We start from the raw sequence: 21,215 nt of genomic DNA on the forward strand, positions 1-21,215 counted from the left end.
AAAAATAATATAAGGTGGTAATTAATATGGCATTTCGCGAAGATGTATTAGAAATTTTAGAGGAAATTACAGAATCAGAGGAAGTTGTAGAGAACACTTCTGTGAACTTATTTGATGAAGGTCTTTTGGATTCAATGGCAACCGTACAACTATTAATTGAAGTAGAATCACGCTTAGGCATCACTGTTCCAGTATCTGAATTTGATCGTGACGAGTGGTCTACACCAGATCAGATCATCGCTAAGCTTGAGGAATTAAAATGAAAAAGAAACTTTGGATGACATTTGGGCCTTTGCTTATTGCAGGGGCCGTGTTCTTATTCATCCTGTTTGGCCCAAGTTCCATCTTTGGTGGGGTTTCAAAAAGTACAATCCAAAAAAGTGCTACTTCTATGAATCCTACTGTCGTGCAAGGGGTTGCCATTCAACAAAAAATGCTTGCGACAGATAAGACATACTTACCTATTTTTGGATCATCGGAGCTTTCACGTGTAGATCAATTTCATCCAAATGTATTTGCAGAAAAATATAATCGTGGCTATACGCCATTTCTAATTGGTCGTCCTGGAACACAATCCCTTTCGCATTATTTGGATATTAAAGCGATGGGGAGCGAGTTAAAAGGCAAGAAAGTGGTATTTATCTTGTCACCACAATGGTTCCAGCCAGCTGGTGTCGACGATGGGCATTTTGGCGGGAATTTTTCGCCGCTACAAGCTTATAAATTTGCGATGGCTGATGAACCACCCACAGGTGAACGAAGATATGCTGCTCGTAGATTGTTGAGTTATAAAGTAGTAAAAAATGACTCGACCTTGTCTGCATTACTTGAAAATATCGCCTCCCCTGGGCCTAAAACAGAGGTGGACGCTTTTACTCGAGTAGCTGCTGATGCTGAACTCAAAATCTTGCAACGTAAAGATGACTTAGAATCGAAAATTATCCAAGGTTCTCGTGAGCAAAAAGTAACGGATAAGTTAAAGCTACTTCCTGATAAACTTGATTATGCCAAACTTGATGAACTTGCAACAAAAATGGGTGAATCTAAAGTTGGTGCGAATCCATTTTTCATTAAGGAGTCTTATTATAAGAAAAAAATCGAGCCCACCATCAATGAACTAAAAGATAGTCGGACGAACTTAAGTTATGATGAATCTCCTGAATATAGTGATTTACAATTGGTTATGGACGCTTTTAAAGACGTAGGGGCTGATGTTCTGTTTATCAATCCGCCAGTGAACGGTGCTTGGTATGACTATATCGGTTCTTCTAGAGAGAAATTGCAGACATACTATGATAAGTCGGGTGAGCAAGTGACAGATCAAGGATTCCATTACCTAGACATGTCACGTTATAGCGATACGCCTTACTTTTTAGAAGATACGATTCATTTATCTTGGCGGGGTTGGGTTGTTATCGATAAGCAGATTGATCAGTTTATGAAAGATACAGCAAAACCTAAGTACGAGAAAACGCCAAAACAGTTCTACTTTAAACAAACTCTCCCTCCCAAAAAGGAAGAAAATAAATAAAAATAAGGATGTAGATTACGTACTCGATACGCTTTCTACATCCTTATTTTTTATTCTACAGTTACACTTTTAGCTAGATTACGTGGTTTATCTACATCACAACCGCGATGAAGAGCAGCATAATAAGCTAGTAATTGACATGGTACAACGCTTGCGAGCGGTGTTAAGAGTTCGTGTACTTTTGGAATGACGAATTGGTCCCCAGGCTGGTTCACGCCTTCCATTGATAGGATGCAGGCATTGGCACCTCGAGCTAGTACTTCTTTAACGTTACCGCGGATGTTCCAGTTGATATTTTCTTGTGTAATTAGAGCGAGAACTGGCGTACCTTCTTCAATTAATGCGATCGTACCATGTTTTAATTCTCCACTTGCAAAACCCTCTGCTTGGATATAAGAGATTTCTTTTAGCTTTAGAGCGGCTTCCATTGCTACGAAGTAATCAATATGACGACCAAGGAAAAAGGCGTTGCGTGTTGTTGCTAAATATTCGCCAGCGATGTGCTCGATGATTTCTTTGCTATCTACAAGCGTCTCCATAGCGTTAGCGACAATTCCTAGTTCTACGGTAAGATCGAACTCTTTTGCGATTGTGAGGCCCTTAGCGCGTCCTGCAACAGTCGCTAAAATCGATAGGGCTGCAATTTGTGCGGTATAGGCTTTTGTTGATGCTACTGCGATTTCTGGACCAGCGTGCAAGTGCATCGTATGGTCAGCTTCGCGATCAAGCGTTGAGCCTGGTACATTGGTGATTGTTAACGAACGGTAGCCTAGTTCTTTGACTTTCACCAAAACTTGGCGGCTATCCGCTGTTTCACCACTTTGCGTGATAAAAATAAATAGCGGTTTTTCTGATAATAGTGGCAAATTATAGCCAAATTCACTGGAAACGTGCACTTCGACTGGAATTCCAGCTAGTTTTTCGATCAGGTTTTTACCAACCAATCCTGCGTGGTAACTGGTTCCGCAAGCAACGATATGAATGCGATCAGATGCCAAGACTTCTTTTATGATAACTGGATTTACGGTTACTTCGCCGTCTTCATTTTGGTAAGCTTGAATAATTTTGCGAATAACTGCGGGCTGTTCATCCGTTTCTTTTAGCATATAATGTGGGTACGTTCCCTTTTCGATATCGGATGCGTCGAGTTCTGCCGTGTAAGGTTCGCGCTCGATTTCTTCGCCTTCGAGGGTTTCGATCGTTACTCCGTCGCGTTTGACTAGAACGATTTCTTCATCCATGATTTCGACAAACTGGTCTGTTTCGCGAATAACTGCCATCGCGTCACTTGCAATTACATTGAAATCTTTGCCTTTTCCGATAAGAAGCGGGCTTTTATTTTTCGCTGCGTAGAGCGTTTCGTTATCTTGGTTATCAATCAGGCAAATCGCATAAGAGCCATGAAGTAAGCTAAGCGTTTTTGTGAAGGCTTCTTTCGTTGTCATGCCTTGGTTTGCGAACATTTCGATGAGCAAAACGATAACTTCTGTGTCTGTATCACTCGCAAAACCGACGTCTGCCAAATATTGATCTGTTAAAAGCGAATAGTTTTCGATGACGCCGTTATGAACAATCGTATAGCGCCCGGATTTACTTTGATGAGGATGAGCGTTGGCATGGCTTGGTTTGCCGTGTGTTGCCCAACGTGTATGTCCAATACCGATTTCACCAAACGCGTCGGCTGGTACTTCGCGACTCAAATCCGCAATCCGTCCTTTTTCTTTTACGACAACAACGCCATTTTTGGATTTCAAAGCGATTCCAGCTGAGTCATAGCCACGGTATTCTAATTTTTCCAATCCTTCAAGTAAAACGTCTTTCGCATTCTTTTCTCCTATAAATCCTACAATTCCGCACATATTATATATCCTCCAATGATTATGAGGGCAGACTTATCCCGTCTAACAAACCCTCTTTTTTGAAAAAAGACAGACTAATTTCCGTTGCCTGCTATTTTCCTGTTTCGTTTCCATAGAGGTTCTTACACATATTCCTTTGCGCTCTGTTCACCTGGTCACCCAAGTGGTTTGTAGCAAAGGCATCACGATTGCATGTACAACCGAGGGACTCCCGCCGAAATTTCGATTAATCCCTTCCTCGTCAACTAAGTATCTACTCAGTTCTGGCGCTTTTATTTAGTTGTAGCTATCCTCCCTTGCTTATTTTTTTAGGAAACAAAATTATCATACATCATAGTTGTATAGTTCGTCAAGCCTTATATATAGTACCAATTCATAAATTGGTATAGCTGTTGACAAAATACAGGTTTTATTTGATAATGGATAGGAGGCGTCGATTGCTAGTATCATCACATTTTGGCATCGACTAGATACGATGATTTACATTATGAAATTTGGAGGCTAACAGATGAAATTTTTTCAGAAAATACTTGCCGGATTTACAATTCTTCTTGTAGCATGGACTGTTTTTTGGAAATTTGGTTCTTTTCAAACGGTCAATGCGATGGATATGAATGGCCTACCTAGTACGGGTGATAGTTTTTCAATTTGGACGATTGTGATTGGTGCCATCTTAATTATTGCTGCGATTGCACTACTTTTTCGGAAAAAATGGTGAAAAAAAAAGAAGTTTGAACTCTAATCTTGGTTAGAATTCAAACTTCTTTTTTTGCTTGCTATAATCAAAAATAAGCTGGCGAAGATTCCCAATGTGCCGATAATTAGCTTCAAAGCGACAATTGTAACTTCTTCTTGTCCAATTTGCGAACCAATTTGGCTACCGATTTCTTTTAGTAGTTTGTCCAACCAGAGATATTCTGTTAGAAAATTGACGGACATTCCTAAAAGTGGGGCCGTGATGAACGTGTTTGGTCGTTTCCAACCGATGACGATGGCGAGTAAGAAGAAAATGCCGATCGCGATTCCGAGATACGCATCAAATGCCGTTGTGAGAAAGAATTCGTTACCCGATAGGACGATGATGGCTAATGTGATCGATGTTCCTAAGCCAAGTAGTGCAAAAAATACGCCTGTCAAACGCCATTTCTTTTGCCAATCGGTGTCTATGCTCACTGCTCTTGGTTTCCATTTTATGAACAGACACATGATTCCAATAATGATGACAACGAGCGAAACTATTCTCGAGTAATCGATGATACCTAGTTTCCCAGATTCAATCCACGAACCTATTTGATTGTGCCAAAGCATCCATCCTTGAAAAACGCCTGTTCCGATTAAAATAATGAGATTAATCAGGACGAATGATTTTCCAAGTAACGTAAGTACGCCAAATACGAGTAATAAAACGGTCCAACTTAGCGTTACCCAAACAATCCAGTTAAGCTCAAAGTCGGAGCCATTTAATGCCCAACTATAAAGGAAACTACCTGCGTTTGGAAGCAAGCTAGCTCCTAAAAATAACATGATAAAACCATTTATTTGTTTGTTCATCCTACAACTCCTTCTTTGTTTATCTTCATAAAAATATCTGAAGTTGTCATTTTCACGCTTAGAGCAGCGTCATTTTTTTGCCGTCAACGATATATTCTAACTCTGATAAACGCCAGTATTCCGCTTCTTTATATACGTAACGATAGGTGGCATTGAAAACATAATCATCGGTCACGCCAATTGGAAAGCCAGGATTCTCAAATGCGAAACACTGAATAATTCCCACTTCTGGCTCCATCATGCCAATATCATCTTTTCCAGCGTCGAAATACGCTGTGCCGATAGAACGGCCGCCAACTGTCACGTTAAATGAAAATACGACTTGCTGTACTTGAACATCCAGAAAATTAGCAAGGATAATATTGAAATTGATCGTATCCTCCGTTATCTCCAAACCAAACGGGAAAAGCTCCATTTCCCAACGCGGATCCCTATTTGCTTTTAATTGTTCTGAAATTCTTTCGCTCACTGAAATATCTTCCAATGTTGGAAAACTCTTTACCATTTCTCTTTTCTGCAAATCATAAAGTGACCAAGTTAGTTCCATAGTAGTTCCCTCCATAAAAAGTACCCTTTTTACTATTCTACCAGAAAAAAGGGATTTGGACGATGAAAATCACGAAAAGATCCTTTTTTCAAAGAGAAGCTGGAGCGTTTCCGTATGCCACGGTCTTCCAAAGACTCGTTTACTAACGAAATATTCGGCACGTTCCACGTCCCCTTCTTCATTTTCTGCTTCCATTGATAGCTTATGTACAAACCTTTTTTTATCTAGCCGGATTGCTCTGATTTTTTCTTTTGGTAAAAAAAACATTTGTGTCTCGGATTTACCAACGATGGAAAATGAGAATGTAATCAAGCCAACTTCTGTGAAATCTAGTACTAAACTGTGTCTCGTGCGCATCGATGGGCCGGCGTACATTAGTCGGTGGTAGCTTGTTGCCATGCCGTTATCTGCTAAATATTCGTTTACTTCTGCCTCAATCTGCTCTTTCATTGCCATGTATAATTCACCTCTTGTTTATTTTAACATAGATGACGCGTAAAAAAAGCTAGACAAATTGCCTAGCTCGAATCTTAGTGATGACTTTCTATGCCTTCAAATTTTGAGCTGTCGTAACGATATTCGCTGCTGTTAAACCGTAGAATTCTTGTAAAAAGGGCATCAGACCAACTTGACCAAACTGCTCGCGTACACCGATTCGTTGTAGTGGTACCGGATGATTCTCGCCAAGAAATTCGGCCACTGCACTTCCTAAACCGCCGTTGATATTGTGATTTTCTGCGGTGATGACGCATCCAGTTTTTTGAACAGATTGCAGCAATGTCGCGCCATCTAGTGGTTTAATGGAAAACATATCAATAACCTCAGCGAAAATTCCTTCTGTTTTTAAAATTTGGGCGGCTTTTAGAGCTTCTGTGACCATGATTCCCGTCGCGCAAATAGTGATGTCTGAACCAGTGGTTAGTACTTTCGCATTGTCAAACGTTGTCCCTTCATCGTAAAGCCGTGTTGCATTTTTACGGATGGTTCGGATGTAATGAAGTCCACCTTTTTGATAGGAATTTTCTAGAAGCCAGCCGAACTGTGTTGCATCGCTTGCTTCGTAGACGTGCACATTCGGAATTTCGCGCATCAAGGCAATGTCTTCAAAAGTCATGTGTGTGCCACCGTTATGTTCGGCCGAAACGCCTGCGTCAGAGCCGACAATTACTGCCGAAAGTTGCGCGTAGCCTAGTGATACGAAAACTTGATCGAAAGCGCGTCGTGTGACAAATTGCCCAAACGAATGGATGAACGGTTTGCGTCCCAGTATGCTTAATCCCGCCGCGACTCCCATCATATTCGCTTCCATAATTCCGACGTTGACGTACTGTCCTGGTAGCTCGTTTTTCAAGCTTCCAGTTGACATCGAACTACTTAAATCAGCCTCCAGCGCAATCACATTTGAATCCGATGCCGCCAATTTTCGAATCGTATCCGCGTAAACTTGACGCATTTCTATCTGGTCTTTTTCAAGTATGTGTGTCATGCCCGCACCCCCTTCAAGTCATCTTCTAACTCTAAAATTGCATCATTAATTGCTTGCCAATCCGCATCATTCGGACGTAAGTGATGATTATCGGCCTTCTCTTCAATATGCGTCACACCTTGACCTTTCACCGTATCAAGCACAATCGTGTATGGTTTTCCCGAACTATTTTTCGCCTTCTGAATCGCGTTATCAATTGCCTGCGTTGATTTCCCGTCCACTTTTTCCGTGTGAAAACCGAACGCTTGCATCTTCGCTTCCAAATCGAGGGGATCAATAATATCCGCCGTCAAGCCATCGAGCTGCTTCTTGTTATCATCAATGAACACAATCAGGTGGTCCAAACGATGGTGTCCGATAAACTGAAACGCTTCCCAACACTGGCCCTCATTAAGTTCACCGTCGCCGACAATCACGTACGTATAATTATCGCGCCCAGCCAACATGTTCCCGAATGCAATCCCGCCAGCGACCGAAATCCCCTGTCCAAGCGATCCCGTCGTCATCTCCACACCCGGCGTCAAGTTCCGATCCGGATGTGACGGCAAAGTTGTTCCATTTTGATTCAGCGTATACAGCCGATCTTCCGTGAAAAATCCCTTCAAAAATAGCGTCGCATAAAGCGCAGGTCCACCATGTCCTTTTGACAACACGAAGTAATCGCGATTGGGATCATCCGGATTTTGCGGCTCCACTGCCAAATGCTTGCCGTAAATCACCGCCAGCGCTTCGACAATCGATAAACTCCCACCAAAGTGCCCAAAGCCTAGACTCTTCAACTCTTTCAATGTGTAGAGCCTGATTTGACGTGCCGCCATCTCTAAATTATCAGATAATATCATACTTCCTCCTCCAACGCTTTATTTTTTTTCCGTTTCACACTAAGCCCAAACATCACGGCCAGAATCACAATCAAGCTCACTACAATCGCAATCGTACCGCCATGATTCGCGAGCACTCCGAAGAAAATCCCACTCACGCCAAAATCAGTATCCGAGAACGTCGAATTCGCAAAACCGAGATTTCCAAGCACTGGCATCAAGAAAACCGGCAAGAAACTAATCAAAATCCCGTTCACAAACGCCCCGAGAACCGCGCCACGCACGCCGCCCGTTGCATTCCCAAACACACCGGCCGCAGCTCCTGTGAAGAAATGAGGCACAACGCCCGGTAAAATAATCACGCCACCCGTAAACGTCATAATCACCATACTGAAAATCCCGCCGACAAAACTTGAGAAGAACCCAATCAACACAGCATTCGGCGCATATGGATAAATAATCGGCACATCAAGCGCAGGTTTTGCATTCGGCACCAAACGCTCCGAAATCCCTTTAAACGCTGGCACAATCTCCGCCAACACCAACCGTACTCCAGATAAAATAATGAACACACCCGCCGCAAAAGTCCCAGCTTGAATCATCGCAAATACGATATAATTTGTTCCGGAGCTCAAGTTCGCCTCCACATAACTAGGCCCAGCAAACAACGCCACGACCACATAAATCACCATCATCGTCAGCGCAATACTCACTGTACTGTCCCGCAAAAATCCTAAACCCTTCGGAAAATTGATTTTCTCCGTTGATTTCGGATTTTTCCCAGCAACCGCCTTGCCGACAAGTCCACTCACCGCATAACCGACCGCGCTAAAATGGCCCAGCGCCACGTTGTCATTCCCCGTCAAAATTCGCATAAATGGCTGCACAATCGCCGGAGATAGCGACATGATAATGCCAAGCGCCACAGCCCCCGCCATGATCAGCGGAACCGACGTAAAGCCTGCCACCGTCATGATTACTGCCAACATACACGCCATATAAAGCGTATGATGCCCCGTCAAAAAGATATATTTAAACTTCGTGAACCGCGCAATCAAAATATTGACCATCATCCCGAAAAACATAATCAACGCTGTATTCGTCCCGTAATCCGTCAACGCAATCGCCACAATTGCCTCATTGTTCGGCACGACTCCCGTCACATGGAAAGCCGCCTTAAACATTTCTCCAAACGGTGCGAGCGCAGCCGACAAGATCCCAGCCCCCGCCGAAATCACGAGGAATCCAACAAATGTTTTCGTCGTCCCTTTTAACGTGTCCGATAATTTTTTCCGTTGCGCAATCAAGCCAATTAACGCGATCAGCGCCACCAGAATCGCCGGCTGACTCATAATATCCACTAACACTTTTAGAAAGTCACTCATATCTCTTACCCTCCCTATTTTTTAAATCAAGCCCTTGTCCCGCACGACCGCCGTTACCTTCGCGCGCAGCTCATCCATGTCGATAATACTGTCCAGCACGATCACCTCACCGAGCGATTCGCCGCCCTCCGCAATGTCCTTCGCGAGGAAAAACACGTCCGCGCTGTCCGGGGTCGCCGAGCTCAAATCCGAGTGCGACACCTCCACATCCGTCACGCCAAGCTCCGTCAACACCTGATTAATATTCATCTCCACCATAAAACTCGTACCAAGACCAGATCCACAAACCGCTAAAATTCTCATTCCCGTTCCTCTCCTTCTATCAAATTCGTAATTTCCTCCACCGTTTCCGCCTGCTTCAATTTCTCCAAAGCCACATCATTCGTCAAAAACTTCGTCAATTGCGACAAAGCCTTCAGATGCGCCTCGTTATCCACAGCCGCCAAACAAATAAAAATATCAATCGCAGGTCCCGACGCATCCACTAAATGCACCGGCGTCCGCGTTCGCAAAAACGACATCCCAATCTGATTCACGCCTTTTTCCGGCCTAGCATGCGGAATCGCAATCCCTTTTCCGATATGGATGTACGTCCCCATTTCCTCAACCGTTTCAATCATCGCATCCACATAATCCGTTTTTACACGATTCGCCGTCACAAGCGGTGTTGCCGCAAGCCGAATCGCCTCTTTCCAATCCAGTTCCTCATCCGTAAACTGAATCATGTCCTTCGTTAATAATTCAGATAGCATTGGCGCGTATCCCCTCTCTATCAACACTTTTCCGTAAATCTTATTAAAAATCGCATCATATAACTTCTGCTCATCCTCGATCACCGCGTGCCGCTCAATGATTTCCAGCAGCGCATCCACCGAAATATGGCGGTGATCAATCGTTGGGAAATCCGCCGCAACCGCCTGAATCAAGTAATTCTTCTCAAGCGACGTGAGCAGCGGCTGAACTAAGTACACCGGTTTGCGCGTCGGCACATACACCGTCGAAAAAATCATATCGTATCCCGACTCCGGAATATTCGCCCCGTCCGCCATCCTGAACCGCAACTCCGGAAACAACTGGCGCAACTGCGATTTCATCATCAGCGACGTACTAATCCCATTCGGGCAAACCAACAGCGCCTCAAAATCCCGCCGCGCCTCACGCTTCCGCTCAAAATACCCACCAAAATGAATCGTAAAATAACCAATCTCCGCCGCGCTCACGGTTTTCCCAGTCAGTTTTGCAAGTGGCGACAACGCCTGCCTCACAAACGCGAACAACTCCGGGTGCGCCGTCTTAATCTGCTCCGTCATCGGCGCGACCAGTGGCAGCGAAAACACAATTCGGAAATACGCCGGCACCAGATGATCGTAAAGACTCCGCCGCAACTCGCGCTTATTATCCAGCGTCAACAACGTCAGCTTCTCAAAAGCCGCAATAATCCGATCCGCCAAATCCAGTAGCACCACATGCTCCCCAATCTCCGCCGTCCGCTGCGCCCCAATCACTTGCACCGTCACATAAAGTCGCTCCATCCCGTCCTGCATCCCGAACAACGCCGCCACAAGCGATTCCGTCAACCGATACACCGACTGCTGCCCAATCAACTCCCGCTCCACATCCGAAAACACAAGCCCCGCATGCTTCCCGCGACACCTCAGAAACGCCGCCAAATAAAGCCATTCCCGCTGCCGATCCTGTACCAGCTCCACCCGATTCACCTTTTGCCAATCCAGCAGAATCCGCTCCGTCTCGTCCAACCACGCGCGCAGTCCCCAGCTTTCCAAAACGAATTTCAGCGCGACCTCACCGAGCGGCAACACCAACAGCGCATTCACACACCGCCCCGCCAGCACCCGCTTATCCCGCTCCGCCCCAACCAAATGGTACCCAGAAAGCCGCGAATAAACCAGCCGAACATCCGCCTCCGCACAAAACCCACGCACCTTCTTCACATCACTCAGCGCCGTATTCCGACTCACATGCAACACCCGCTGATAATGAAAATTCGAAATTTCCTCCTGCCGCATAAACGTGTATAAATAAAGTAAATAGACCCGATCCTGCTCCCCGAGAAAAAGCTCCTCCTGCCGTATAAATAACTCCGATCCCTCCAAATAAGCCGTTTTCAGCCCAGGATCGATAATAAAACACTGATTTCGCATCCCAATTTCCGATTTCCCAACATGCCGCAAAGCCTGATTCATCTTCTCAAAATCATATTGAAACTGCCTCTCCGACAGCCCCATTTTCCGAACAAGCGCCCCGCTCGTCATTTTCTCATACCGAATAATCTGCTCAAAAAGCCGAAATGCACGTTGATCAAACATGATTGCCTCCTCCTTACTTTTCATTTTAAAGCGGTTACATAAAGATAGCTAGGTGATTTGAGTACAAAGTGTGTGGTGGATTTGGAGGCGTGATTGGGTTTTTGGTGGGGTATTGTGATTATAGCAGAGGTTTTGGAGGAATAAAAAAACTAAGACAATCCAGTTTTAGGAACGTCTTAGTCTAAATCTATCATTTTTTATTTCTTTTAATTGTTTCTCTTAATTCTTGCCAAGTGATTATTTTATTTCTATTTTTATGAATCATATACATCACCATTCAGATAAAAGCTATTCCAATCGCAAGGAATCATATCACTGGTTTGTTGAGCAATCTCTACATAAATTTTATTTAGTTCTTTTTCAAACATTGTCATCCTCCGCTGTATTATTACCAAATAGCTCTTAATCAGGATTAATTAAGAGCTATCAAATTTTTACTACATGGATGTTACAAGGTATATTTTGTTACGCTTTAAGAATATCCAAAAACTCTTTAAAATTCTCACTGATAAGACAAGTTACTGGCTCCAACTCAACCGACTCCTCGTGGTTCCAAACACAGACAGTCGGTTCATCTACGTTTTCACGATAATCTAAACAAACCAAATCCCCCGCAAATAATGCTGCAATCGGCAATAATTCAGTTCCAATTAAATCCTCATCCGTAATAATTCTCTCATCAAGCTGAGTTCTGACTACACCTATATCATAATATTCATCTTCTCTCGTCCCGGTGACATTCAAGATGCATAAAAATCTATCTATTGAACACTCATGATTATTACATGTAAAAGTATCCCTTATCGGAATAGCTCCACTAAATTTCTGGATAAATTGTTTGTACGATTCTGGCAAGGCTATGCGCCATTTCCTTTCCCTCTCTAATAACAATTGGCTATCTGGTAATGGATTAATTATAGAATCTGGCTTCATCTAATCTTATGCCCATAAAAATACTTAGCTCCTATCTCCCAATTCTTCTTGGAAAGTTCATTCACGTAGCTAGTGACAGAATTCAAGCTATCTTGATTCATCTCTGTCTGGTAGTCAACAGGGCACTTAATCCCACTCCAAATTGAAAGCAATGAGGGTACTATACTCATTTTTAATTTAGTAGCATTTTTCAAAGATAAAAATGCTTGGTTTATTAATTGTTTTGCTTCATTTCCTGGAAATACTGGTTGCCCTGCATAGTAATAGTCAGGCTCTACTCCTTCTATCTTCTCTAGATAAAATTCTCCAATTTGATTAACTGATGCGTCTTCGGGTAACAATTCAGTATACGCAAGAATTGTATCTAAAGCATCTCTTATCGTTTGCTCAACATATATATCTTCCCATTCTTCAAGTAAAGCTAATAAATACGGCACAACATTATATGATAATGCCGTTGGGGCGCATGCAGCAAAAGTATTAGCATTTGAATCGGATACAGTTGAAAGAAAGACCATATTATTATCAATCAGAAAATCCTCATGCGTTGCGACCGAACAAAATAATCTGATGCATAAATTCAGTACTTCCTCATCTCTTGTGCTATTCATTAGATCAATAAGCATATTTTTTATTGTAAAGTCACCTGATTTAAGAATTTCCATAATGCTAAGAATGCATTCTTGCTCGCTAGTTATTGAAGCAAAATTATCTTTTATTGTGGCAATAGATTCGTTATCTAAAATCGGGCCATACCATATGCCACTTACCAAATTATTGTTTTCAACCAACCGATCTCCACTTCCTTTCGATTCACCTTAATCCACTATCTCTCTGCCATTTCAATACTTTGTTTTGGAATGTCGTAACTTCAGTATGGTTAGGATTATTTCCAAACACAAACAAACCACCTTCAGTTTGATGTATCTTAAGTATTTTAGCATTCTCTTTACCAAGTCCTTCAGTATGATAGAAATCTAAATCTAATCCTTCTAATTCACTTCGCCGAATCGTTGACTCACCAGTAAATTGAATATTGCTCTCCATATTTTCTCCACCAAATGACAATCCCTGCCTATGATGTCCCTTAGGCAATTCACCTCTACTCACCATAGATGTATACTCATCTCTCGCTGCCTTTAATTCATCTCCAGCGACAATTTTTGATTCATCGGGATCAGGGAACCAACTCGGATTTTCCTCGTGTAATCTCTTGGCATCATCATAGTATGGACCATATACATCTTTCCCCATAGGAGTAATATCATCAGCTTTTTTCGTTACCATTTCAAGTGTTTCATCAGATCCGTTACTAATAATCCTATTAAAAGTTGAAGCTGCTTTTTCAGAGCTCACAGCTACATCATCAACAAAACCAAACCCATCCGCAACCAAACGCTCGCCGCCAAAGTTCAAATTCCGCATGTTATCTCCGAAATTCGCCGTCATTTTCTTAACGGTAGTCAAGCCTTCCTGCGCCGTATTCTTCACGGTACTCGCCACATCACCGAGCACCCGCGGCACATTCCGAATCCGCTCCGCACTCTCACGCAATGCTTGTTTTCCCATCGCGTCCAAATTCGACAATCCTTGTTTCATGCTCTGCCTCAGCGTCAACTTACTGCCTGCTTGAACTGAATCGACGGCCAAACTTCCTGCTTTCGTCGCTTGGCTAAACGCACGTAATCCTTTCACGCCCGGAATGATATCCAACAACGCAAACGCCCCACGTGTCGCGCGCTCGGTCCCGTCCATTTCGCGTCCAGTCATCCAGTCTTTACCGGTCGCGGCGCTAGACAATTCCAGTGTACCATATGCAACGCCGAGTGCCAATCCTGCAGGTGGGCACAGAATACTCACGCCGATAATCACGACCGCAATCCCGATATCACGCCAAAATTCACGGCTCTCTTGCTCATCCCGAATCGATTCATACTCAAACGCGCGCGAACTCGACACCGCGGATTGGTACTGCTCGTATGTAAACTCTTGGTCGGGATTTTGCTTACTATACTCTGCAAACTGCGCCTTCAAATTATCCGCAAAAAAGTTATCGCCTGCCATGATATCGCTCAAATTTATCTTGTCTTTTGGCACCGTCGTCGTTTGTGGCGTCGCGCCATATCCGTAACCGTAACCCGTCGTTACAATCGTCGTCGCGCCAATCGTGTTTTTCGTCTCATAATCATCAATTGACAAAGCTTCCATCTTCTCCACAAACTTATCGATATCCTTATAAAACGGCTCATCAATCACGCGTTCGACCATACTTCCCGCATCTCCCGCGTAATCTTGCAGTGTCTCCATTTTTTCGAACATGGTCTGATACTTGCTTTCCTTATCGGTGAAAGAGAACGAAATCACGCCGTCTTGGTCATCTTTACGAATATCATTTTGTGCATCTTCAAAATTGCGATTGATGTCTTTTAAATAATCCGTCACGCCTTTTCCTGAAAACATGCCTGAATTAATCAAGCCTTTCAGTGCATTATGCGATTTATCCCACTCATTTTCTTTATATTTTACATCCATCTTTCGCGCCTCCCTCCTACTCTGGTAAGTCTAATTTTGTATAGAATTCTTGGCCAAGCGACTCGTCTTGCTCCATCATCGTATTGATTGTATACGCGACAAGCCCCGCGATTTGCGCATAATTATCATACAAATCCATCGCCTTTTTATTCGCCTTATCGTAAACTTCCAGTGCCTTCTTCGCCTTGCCATCTTCATAAAACGTGATTGCAGAAATAGATTCAGTTGATTTTCCCAGCTTCTCAAGCTCTAAAATAATCTTGTTAATCCGATTAAAAATCTCTGAAATCTCATCCACGCTAATCGATATATCTGCGGCACCGCCTCCAGCACCTGCTCCGTCCATTGCTACGTTAGCCATGTTGCGCCACCTCCTTGTAAGGGAATTCCATTTCGTCAAACACGACTTTCATCAACCAATATTGGCTCACCTGCTGATATTGCTGACGCGCGACATCTAGTGAAATCAGTTTGTCGCCGTATAAGAAAAATAGCCAGTTTTGATAGAAGCTTGGTTCGGTTATTTCGGCTGGGTATTTGTCTAAATGAAACACTTCGAAATTGAAAACTGGTTCGCTTAGTTCCATCGCCTTGATTTCGTTTTTTTCTTGGTTGGTGAGTTCGGTAGTAAGGAAAGTTTTCTCATCAATGCCTGGTTCGCGTGCGATTAACGGGAAACCGTCGTATAGCACTTTTAAGGCATGGGCTTTGGACAGAACGAGTAAGCGGTAGTATTTGTTTTTCTCGGCTTCGATGATGAGGACGACTTCTTCGGTGTTGTCTTCTTGGAACGAGAACATGATGTTGTTGCAGCGTACGTATTTCTTGCTTCGATGGTACGCGGATAGTTTGTTGATAACGAAGGCGCCACTTTTGGTGACAGCGCCTTCTGGTGTTAGGATTTCTTTTGCGATGAGTTGTTGCTGTGCGTATGCCATTGGGTCATCGTCTCGTAAAATGAATACTTCTTTGCCGGGAAAACCGAATAGGACATTGCCATCCGTTGCGGCAAGAAGGAGATACATTTCTTCAAGGCTAAAATAATCATTAGGATCAAGTTGTTGTGTCATAGATTTTTGACCTCCCGCACTTTGGATTCGCTGTCGTAGGCTTCGATGTATTTCTCTAGATTTTCTAGGGCTTTCGTTTGTTCTTTCATCGCGGATTTCACATCTTCGTGATATTGAACAATGATATCCAAGTAGGCAACAAAGGCTTGCTTGGACTTGCCTTTCCACGTGACACCATTGACATAACTTTTCAGAGTAGTCGCCTGATCGTAGCTGTTTTTTAAGGCTGTGTCTATTTCTTTTGCTATCGTTCTGGCTTCTCCCACTTTATCTCCGTATATCGTAACTTTATCAGCCATTTGCTCATCCCTCCTTTGCTGCGGCGTCTCTATAATGCACGTACCGCTCATACGCCTTGTCGCGCGCCGCTGTTAAACTGGAACGCTTGTCGCTCGCGTCATTAATGTAGCCTTCTAGCTGTGTTGTCAGTTCTTCTCGTTTGGAATCGAAATGCTTGGATGGAATGACAGAATTACTGAAATTCGGATGCGCGCTTTTGTAGGAGGAAAGCGAACTCCTCGCTTCCCCTATTAGTTTGTCGTGCTCAGTAATCGCATCCTTGAGCCTATCGTGCAACCGGTCATAATCATCGCGTTTCTTCTCCAATTCTGTGGACATAATATCTATCCCAAAAATTCTAGCCAATCAAATCCCTCCTTATTTCGCTGGTTTCACAACTTTAATTTTCTCTGCTATGCCGTTTTGGATGTAATACGCCTCAAATGGCAGTAAGTTCGGTTCTTTGTAGTTTTTATTGCTGACGTCGATAACGTTTTGGTCGCCGATTTTGCAAAGGGCAATTCCGTTTTTCTGTTTCTTAATCGCGCCGCTAACTTTGTCATAGCCTCGTCCCATCGTGCTTGTGTTGCCTGCAATGATGAAGTAGATGCCGAACCTTGCGCCATTTTCAAGCAGATTGGTAAAATCGGTTTCGAGGTCGCTGCTGATGCCATTGACGATTAAGTCGAGATCGGCAATCGCAACAAGAACTGGGCGGGCGTCTTTTAGGAATTCGGCAGTCGTTGTTAGCCCACCGCTTTCTTTTTGAGCCGCTGCAAAACCGTCTTGACGACTTTCTAGCAAACCGTGAAGTTCTTTGAAAATCATCGTGATGGTTTCGGTGTCGTTGCCGTATGCGTTGACGTTCGGTTTGTAAGCCGCGAAACGTAGCATTGGATTATCGGTCAGAATGATGTCGATTTGCGGATTGACCACCATAACGTCAAGCAGTGTCACCATCGTTGACTCAATCAATTCGACGCGATCGCTCATCACGAGTGTATTTTGATTTTCTTTGTAGTGTAATGGAATAGGTTCGACATTTTCAAAATCAACAGCAAACGGTAAATGGCCAGCTGCGAGCATGTTTTGCGTCGATTTCCATGATACGAAATCTTGGAATGGGAGCACTTCTGGAACCATTGGAATCGGAAGTGGGCGCTCGCCAGTCCATGCATCAGACATTTCTTTCGCCTCTTGCTGAATCGCACTAATGATTTGTAACGTGTCTTCGCCTTTGTTTGGAAGCGCTGTTTGGAACACAGCGATATCGTCCTGTTTCACCAAGCCGCGACCTGGTAATTCCTCGCTCGTTAAGTCGGTGCGCCCGATGATACTTCTCGCGTCGGATGCCTCGATTAGGTAAAGCGGGATTTGCGTTTTAATATTGGAAAGTAACGGTGTGCGCATCGCATTTTGCTGGCCAGCACTGATGACGAGATTGATTCCGACACCGGCACCTTCACGCGCAATTTGCGTCATAATCTTCTCGAATCCTTCTTGGAACGGCGATTCTTTGACTGGATCGAAATTATCAATAATAATCACGACATTTGGCAAAATTTCTCCGCTCGCTTTTTCGTACATGTCAAGATTCGCGACGCCGAACTGGCTTAATTTACGTTTACGATCCTTTAACTCGCGGTCAAAACGACGAACGAATTTGCTGACTTTTTCTTCTTCATCAAGCATAATCGTATCGGCGACGTGTGGTAATTCGCGCAACGGCAAAAGACCATTGGTTCCGAAATCGAGCAGGTAAATGTGCAGGTGTTCGGGATTATGCACGCGTGCCAAGTCCATCACGACAGTTTGCAGGAAGGTTGATTTTCCGTAACCAGGACTTGAGTAAACCGCGATGTGACCGTCTTTTGACAAGTTTACTTCGACGGCACGCTGATCTTGCATTTCAGGAATATCCATGAAACCAATAATCGGTGCGAGTTCGGATTTCTCTTTTTGCCATGCTTCTTTGTAATCGATTGGATGCAGCTCTGGCAAGAAAATCATATCTTCCAAAGGCGGCAACCACGGACGCGGTAACATCGCAATGTTCGCTTCCTCCGTATAATCGTGAATATAATCGATCACCGCATCCAGCTCTGACGGCACTTTCGAAATATCCTCTTTATCGCCCAAACCACTCAAATCTTCCGTCAAAATTTCATACTGACCGAGATCGTTAATCGCGTAAATCGTCGTGTCCACTTGCTCTTGATCGTCTTTATCCGGCACGTAATCCGCGCCACTCCAAGCACTTTGGAACAATTCGTAAATCTCGTTATTCCCGACTTGCAAATACGAACGGCCGGGTAGCGTGATTTCCGCGGCGTCTGGTGTTTTCAAAATTTCATTGGAATCCGACGCGTTTTGTACTTTCAGCGCCAGTTTGAATTTCGAGTTCGACCAGATTTGGTCATCCACGACACCACTTGGTTTTTGCGTTGCGAGAATCAAATGGATACCGAGCGAACGCCCAATACGCGCTGTTGAAACTAACTCTTTCATGAATTCCGGTTGCTCACTTTTTAGCTCGGCAAACTCATCGGAAATCAGGAATAAATGCGGCATCGCTTCTGATGCTTCGCCTAATTTGTATAATTTTTGATATTGGTTAATATGGTTGACATCGTGCTCGCCGAATAGACGTTGACGCTTCTGCAATTCGGCTTTGATCGAAGCTAGCGCACGCATACTTTGCGCGCCGTCCAAGTTCGTGATCGTACCGAGCAAATGTGGCAAGTTTCGGAACAGATTCGCCATGCCGCCGCCCTTGTAATCGATCAGCAAGAACGCGACTTCATATGGATGGAAATTCACGGCAAGCGAGATAATGTACGATTGAATAATCTCCGACTTACCAGAACCCGTCGTACCCGCGACCAAACCATGCGGACCATGGGCTTTTTCATGCAAGTTCAGGTTGACAATATCGTCTTTCCCACGCAAACCAAGCGGAACCGCCAAGCTCTTATACGTCTCATTTTTCTCCCAACGCGCGCTAATTCCAAGCTCTTCCACGCGATCGACACCGTACATTTCCAAAAATGTCACCGATTCTGGAATTGAATTTTTCAGATTCTGCAAGTGATTAAGCGGCGCCAACGCACGACTCACACTCTCTTTATCAAAATCAGCAGGGAAATGATCCAGCGTAAAGCCACGATTCACAAGCTCGCCTTGCTCCAACAGCACATTCCCGTTCTTCGCGTCCCGAATATCAATAACCGTTTTCACATGCTCCGGCAGACTCTGCATCACGTCCTGCACGAACACAAGCGAAACCCCGTACTCACTCGGATCCTCATTGAAAAACTCCATCACCGTGTGATCCATCATCAGTTTCTCGTCCGTCACAAGCACCACATAATGCGGCGAAAAGTACATCTGCTCCGACTTGTTGCCCTTTTCCTCCAAAGCCATCTTGCGCTCCTTCAGAATTTGGTACAACGAGTTCAAAACCTGGTCCCGCGAACGCTCATGATACACGAAGCCACGCACATTAATATCGCGCAAACTCGCGTGTGGCAACCAACGCATCCAGTCCCACTGTTCCTTTTCCTCTTCCGGGAATACCGTAATAAACTGCAAATCATAGTAGCTGTGGAATAACGCCGTCTGCATCACCATCAACTGCAACTGCTCAATCACAAGCGCGCGGTGTCCAATATAACCAACCGGCCCGTTCATCAAATCCGTCCCCATCGGCACATCCTTCACCGAATAATACTGCGACTTCAAATTCTTCGCGCTATCGATCAAATCATCCTCGTCCTGCGAAAACTCCTCTTCCTGGAATTCCACATTAAAAGACGTATTCTCATCCCCAGTACCAACCCGATACTGCAAAAAGTCATGGTGGAACATCGTCTTCTCATAAATCCGCGAATCCACAGAAAGCGCCATATCGCGAATTTCCGTCACTGTTGGAAAATGATAATGTAGCGCATGCGCCTGTTCCTCCGCTGCTGCGTGAAGTTCCGACGTCTTATCCTTCAAATAACGACGATAGCTCGCGTCACGTTCCTTCATGTCCACCTTATATTTTTTGCGATTTTTCACATACGTAATCACCGAGAAAATCACCGTCGCGCCCGTCATCCCAAGCGTCATCAACACGAAAATCGGATTTGGCCGTAAAAACATCATCACAATCGACATCGCAATCATAATCAGCGGTGGAATCAGAATTTTCATCAATTCCTCGCTTGGTTTCGAAGGCTTGCCCGGCGGCTTCGCAATCGTCAAATTCGACTCCGGCGCACGATAAATAATCCGCGGCGACCGGTGATAATCCGGATAATCCGCACTAAACGCATTGTCCGGCGCCACAAGCTGTGCAAGCGTCGCGTGAACCCGACCATCTCCCGCGATCACCTCGATGTCCTCCTTACCGACCCGAATCGTCACACCGTCAAAATACAGCTGATCCCCAGCCGCTAATAGGCACTCCTTTTCCACACGATAATAGTTGTGGTAAACAATTCCACCATACACATTCAATTTAAATGCCGCGCCAAGCTCCTCACGAATAAACAACAAATCCGCCGTCGTGCCCGCAATCACAACATCATTAAAATCCTTCTCACCAAACGTAATGGCATATTTCGTCGTCGTATCAAAAACCTGCGACGCCACATCCTCCGTCAAATAAAACTGGATTTTCTCCCCGTCAGACGTCTCCAAATTCAGACGCTCATTCAGCGCAAGCGGCAAATCACCCAAAAACCATTGACCCGCGTCCTCATTCCAGACCACCTGCAACGAATCCGCCAAATTCTCATAGGTCACCGTGTGATCCAAGTTTCCGCCAATCGTTACCTCTTTTTTCGGATCAAGTTGGCATTTATGTAGCTGATTGCCATAACTAATCGTCAGTAGTTGCTTCTCCATC

Annotated in this window: 21 protein-coding genes; 3 read left to right on the forward strand and 18 right to left on the reverse strand. The window is 44.3% G+C overall.

Going from position 1 to position 21,215, the window contains the following annotated elements; genetic code table 11:
• Positions 1 to 26: 26 nt before the first annotated feature.
• Together dltC and dltD are read left to right on the forward strand one after the other, a co-directional pair.
• Entirely contained in the window at positions 27 to 263 is a 237-nt protein-coding gene (gene dltC, locus UE46_RS12280) for a D-alanine--poly(phosphoribitol) ligase subunit DltC (RefSeq protein WP_036058826.1), read from the forward strand.
• Complete coding sequence (gene dltD, locus UE46_RS12285; protein ID WP_036058825.1) at positions 260 to 1,531, forward strand: D-alanyl-lipoteichoic acid biosynthesis protein DltD; 1,272 nt, start codon at positions 260 to 262, stop codon at positions 1,529 to 1,531. The genes dltC and dltD overlap by 4 nt, the downstream gene beginning before the upstream one ends.
• A gap of 50 nt (positions 1,532 to 1,581) precedes the next feature.
• On the opposite strand, the gene glmS is transcribed toward dltD, so the two are convergent.
• Positions 1,582 to 3,390 (reverse strand): glutamine--fructose-6-phosphate transaminase (isomerizing), encoded by a 1,809-nt coding sequence (gene glmS, locus UE46_RS12290; RefSeq protein WP_036058824.1) that lies wholly within the window; start codon positions 3,388 to 3,390, stop codon positions 1,582 to 1,584.
• A 508-nt stretch (positions 3,391 to 3,898) separates the two neighbouring features.
• Between glmS and UE46_RS16345 the strand changes: the two genes are divergently transcribed.
• Positions 3,899 to 4,108, forward strand: a complete 210-nt coding sequence (locus UE46_RS16345) for an LPXTG cell wall anchor domain-containing protein (RefSeq protein ID WP_036058822.1) — start codon at positions 3,899 to 3,901, stop codon at positions 4,106 to 4,108.
• Positions 4,109 to 4,128: 20 nt separating this feature from the next.
• Here UE46_RS16345 and UE46_RS12300 read toward each other — a convergent pair whose 3' ends face one another.
• From UE46_RS12300 to essC, 17 genes are all read right to left on the reverse strand, one after another.
• Positions 4,129 to 4,941, reverse strand: a complete 813-nt coding sequence (locus UE46_RS12300; RefSeq protein WP_036058821.1) for a hypothetical protein — start codon at positions 4,939 to 4,941, stop codon at positions 4,129 to 4,131.
• Positions 4,942 to 4,999: 58 nt separating this feature from the next.
• The gene (locus UE46_RS12305) at positions 5,000 to 5,488 is read right to left on the reverse strand and encodes a hypothetical protein (protein ID WP_036058818.1); all 489 of its coding nucleotides are present in this window, start codon (positions 5,486 to 5,488) and stop codon (positions 5,000 to 5,002) included.
• A gap of 69 nt (positions 5,489 to 5,557) precedes the next feature.
• The gene (locus UE46_RS12310; RefSeq protein ID WP_036058816.1) at positions 5,558 to 5,944 is read right to left on the reverse strand and encodes a hypothetical protein; all 387 of its coding nucleotides are present in this window, start codon (positions 5,942 to 5,944) and stop codon (positions 5,558 to 5,560) included.
• Positions 5,945 to 6,032: 88 nt separating this feature from the next.
• A complete protein-coding gene (locus UE46_RS12315; protein ID WP_036058814.1) occupies positions 6,033 to 6,974 on the reverse strand; it encodes a transketolase family protein in 942 nt (313 codons plus the stop codon).
• On the reverse strand, positions 6,971 to 7,816 hold the full coding sequence (locus tag UE46_RS12320) for a transketolase (protein WP_036058812.1): 846 nt from the start codon (positions 7,814 to 7,816) through the stop codon (positions 6,971 to 6,973). Before UE46_RS12320 ends, UE46_RS12315 begins: the two co-directional genes overlap by 4 nt.
• On the reverse strand, positions 7,813 to 9,180 hold the full coding sequence (locus tag UE46_RS12325) for a PTS ascorbate transporter subunit IIC (RefSeq protein WP_036058811.1): 1,368 nt from the start codon (positions 9,178 to 9,180) through the stop codon (positions 7,813 to 7,815). Before UE46_RS12325 ends, UE46_RS12320 begins: the two co-directional genes overlap by 4 nt.
• Before the next feature lie 21 nt (positions 9,181 to 9,201).
• Positions 9,202 to 9,483 (reverse strand): PTS sugar transporter subunit IIB, encoded by a 282-nt coding sequence (locus tag UE46_RS12330; RefSeq protein ID WP_036058809.1) that lies wholly within the window; start codon positions 9,481 to 9,483, stop codon positions 9,202 to 9,204.
• The gene (locus UE46_RS12335; RefSeq protein ID WP_036058807.1) at positions 9,480 to 11,507 is read right to left on the reverse strand and encodes a BglG family transcription antiterminator; all 2,028 of its coding nucleotides are present in this window, start codon (positions 11,505 to 11,507) and stop codon (positions 9,480 to 9,482) included. The genes UE46_RS12330 and UE46_RS12335 overlap by 4 nt, the downstream gene beginning before the upstream one ends.
• A 254-nt stretch (positions 11,508 to 11,761) precedes the next feature.
• Entirely contained in the window at positions 11,762 to 11,875 is a 114-nt protein-coding gene (locus UE46_RS12340) for an immunity protein YezG family protein (RefSeq protein ID WP_233230929.1), read from the reverse strand.
• 97 nt (positions 11,876 to 11,972) lie between these two features.
• Positions 11,973 to 12,440, reverse strand: coding sequence for an SMI1/KNR4 family protein (locus UE46_RS12345; protein ID WP_036058806.1), 468 nt, complete (start codon positions 12,438 to 12,440; stop codon positions 11,973 to 11,975).
• Positions 12,437 to 13,231 (reverse strand): Imm47 family immunity protein, encoded by a 795-nt coding sequence (gene imm47, locus UE46_RS12350; protein WP_036058805.1) that lies wholly within the window; start codon positions 13,229 to 13,231, stop codon positions 12,437 to 12,439. Before imm47 ends, UE46_RS12345 begins: the two co-directional genes overlap by 4 nt.
• Before the next feature lie 22 nt (positions 13,232 to 13,253).
• Positions 13,254 to 14,972, reverse strand: a complete 1,719-nt coding sequence (locus UE46_RS16350) for a hypothetical protein (RefSeq protein ID WP_233230930.1) — start codon at positions 14,970 to 14,972, stop codon at positions 13,254 to 13,256.
• Between the two features lie 16 nt (positions 14,973 to 14,988).
• Positions 14,989 to 15,333 carry a hypothetical protein gene (locus UE46_RS12360; protein WP_036058802.1) on the reverse strand — a complete coding sequence of 115 codons (345 nt, stop codon included), beginning with the start codon at positions 15,331 to 15,333 and terminating at the stop codon, positions 14,989 to 14,991.
• Positions 15,326 to 16,042, reverse strand: a complete 717-nt coding sequence (locus UE46_RS12365; protein ID WP_036058799.1) for a DUF5081 family protein — start codon at positions 16,040 to 16,042, stop codon at positions 15,326 to 15,328. The genes UE46_RS12360 and UE46_RS12365 overlap by 8 nt, the downstream gene beginning before the upstream one ends.
• On the reverse strand, positions 16,039 to 16,341 hold the full coding sequence (locus tag UE46_RS12370; RefSeq protein ID WP_036058797.1) for a WXG100 family type VII secretion target: 303 nt from the start codon (positions 16,339 to 16,341) through the stop codon (positions 16,039 to 16,041). The genes UE46_RS12365 and UE46_RS12370 overlap by 4 nt, the downstream gene beginning before the upstream one ends.
• Positions 16,342 to 16,345: 4 nt before the next feature.
• Positions 16,346 to 16,687 carry a hypothetical protein gene (locus UE46_RS12375; protein WP_051492770.1) on the reverse strand — a complete coding sequence of 114 codons (342 nt, stop codon included), beginning with the start codon at positions 16,685 to 16,687 and terminating at the stop codon, positions 16,346 to 16,348.
• A gap of 12 nt (positions 16,688 to 16,699) precedes the next feature.
• Positions 16,700 to 21,214 (reverse strand): type VII secretion protein EssC, encoded by a 4,515-nt coding sequence (gene essC, locus UE46_RS12380; RefSeq protein ID WP_036058796.1) that lies wholly within the window; start codon positions 21,212 to 21,214, stop codon positions 16,700 to 16,702.
• Position 21,215: the final 1 nt, after the last annotated feature.

Origin of the sequence: Listeria weihenstephanensis (assembly GCF_003534205.1) — a bacterium.
GTDB lineage: Bacteria > Bacillota > Bacilli > Lactobacillales > Listeriaceae > Listeria_A > Listeria_A weihenstephanensis.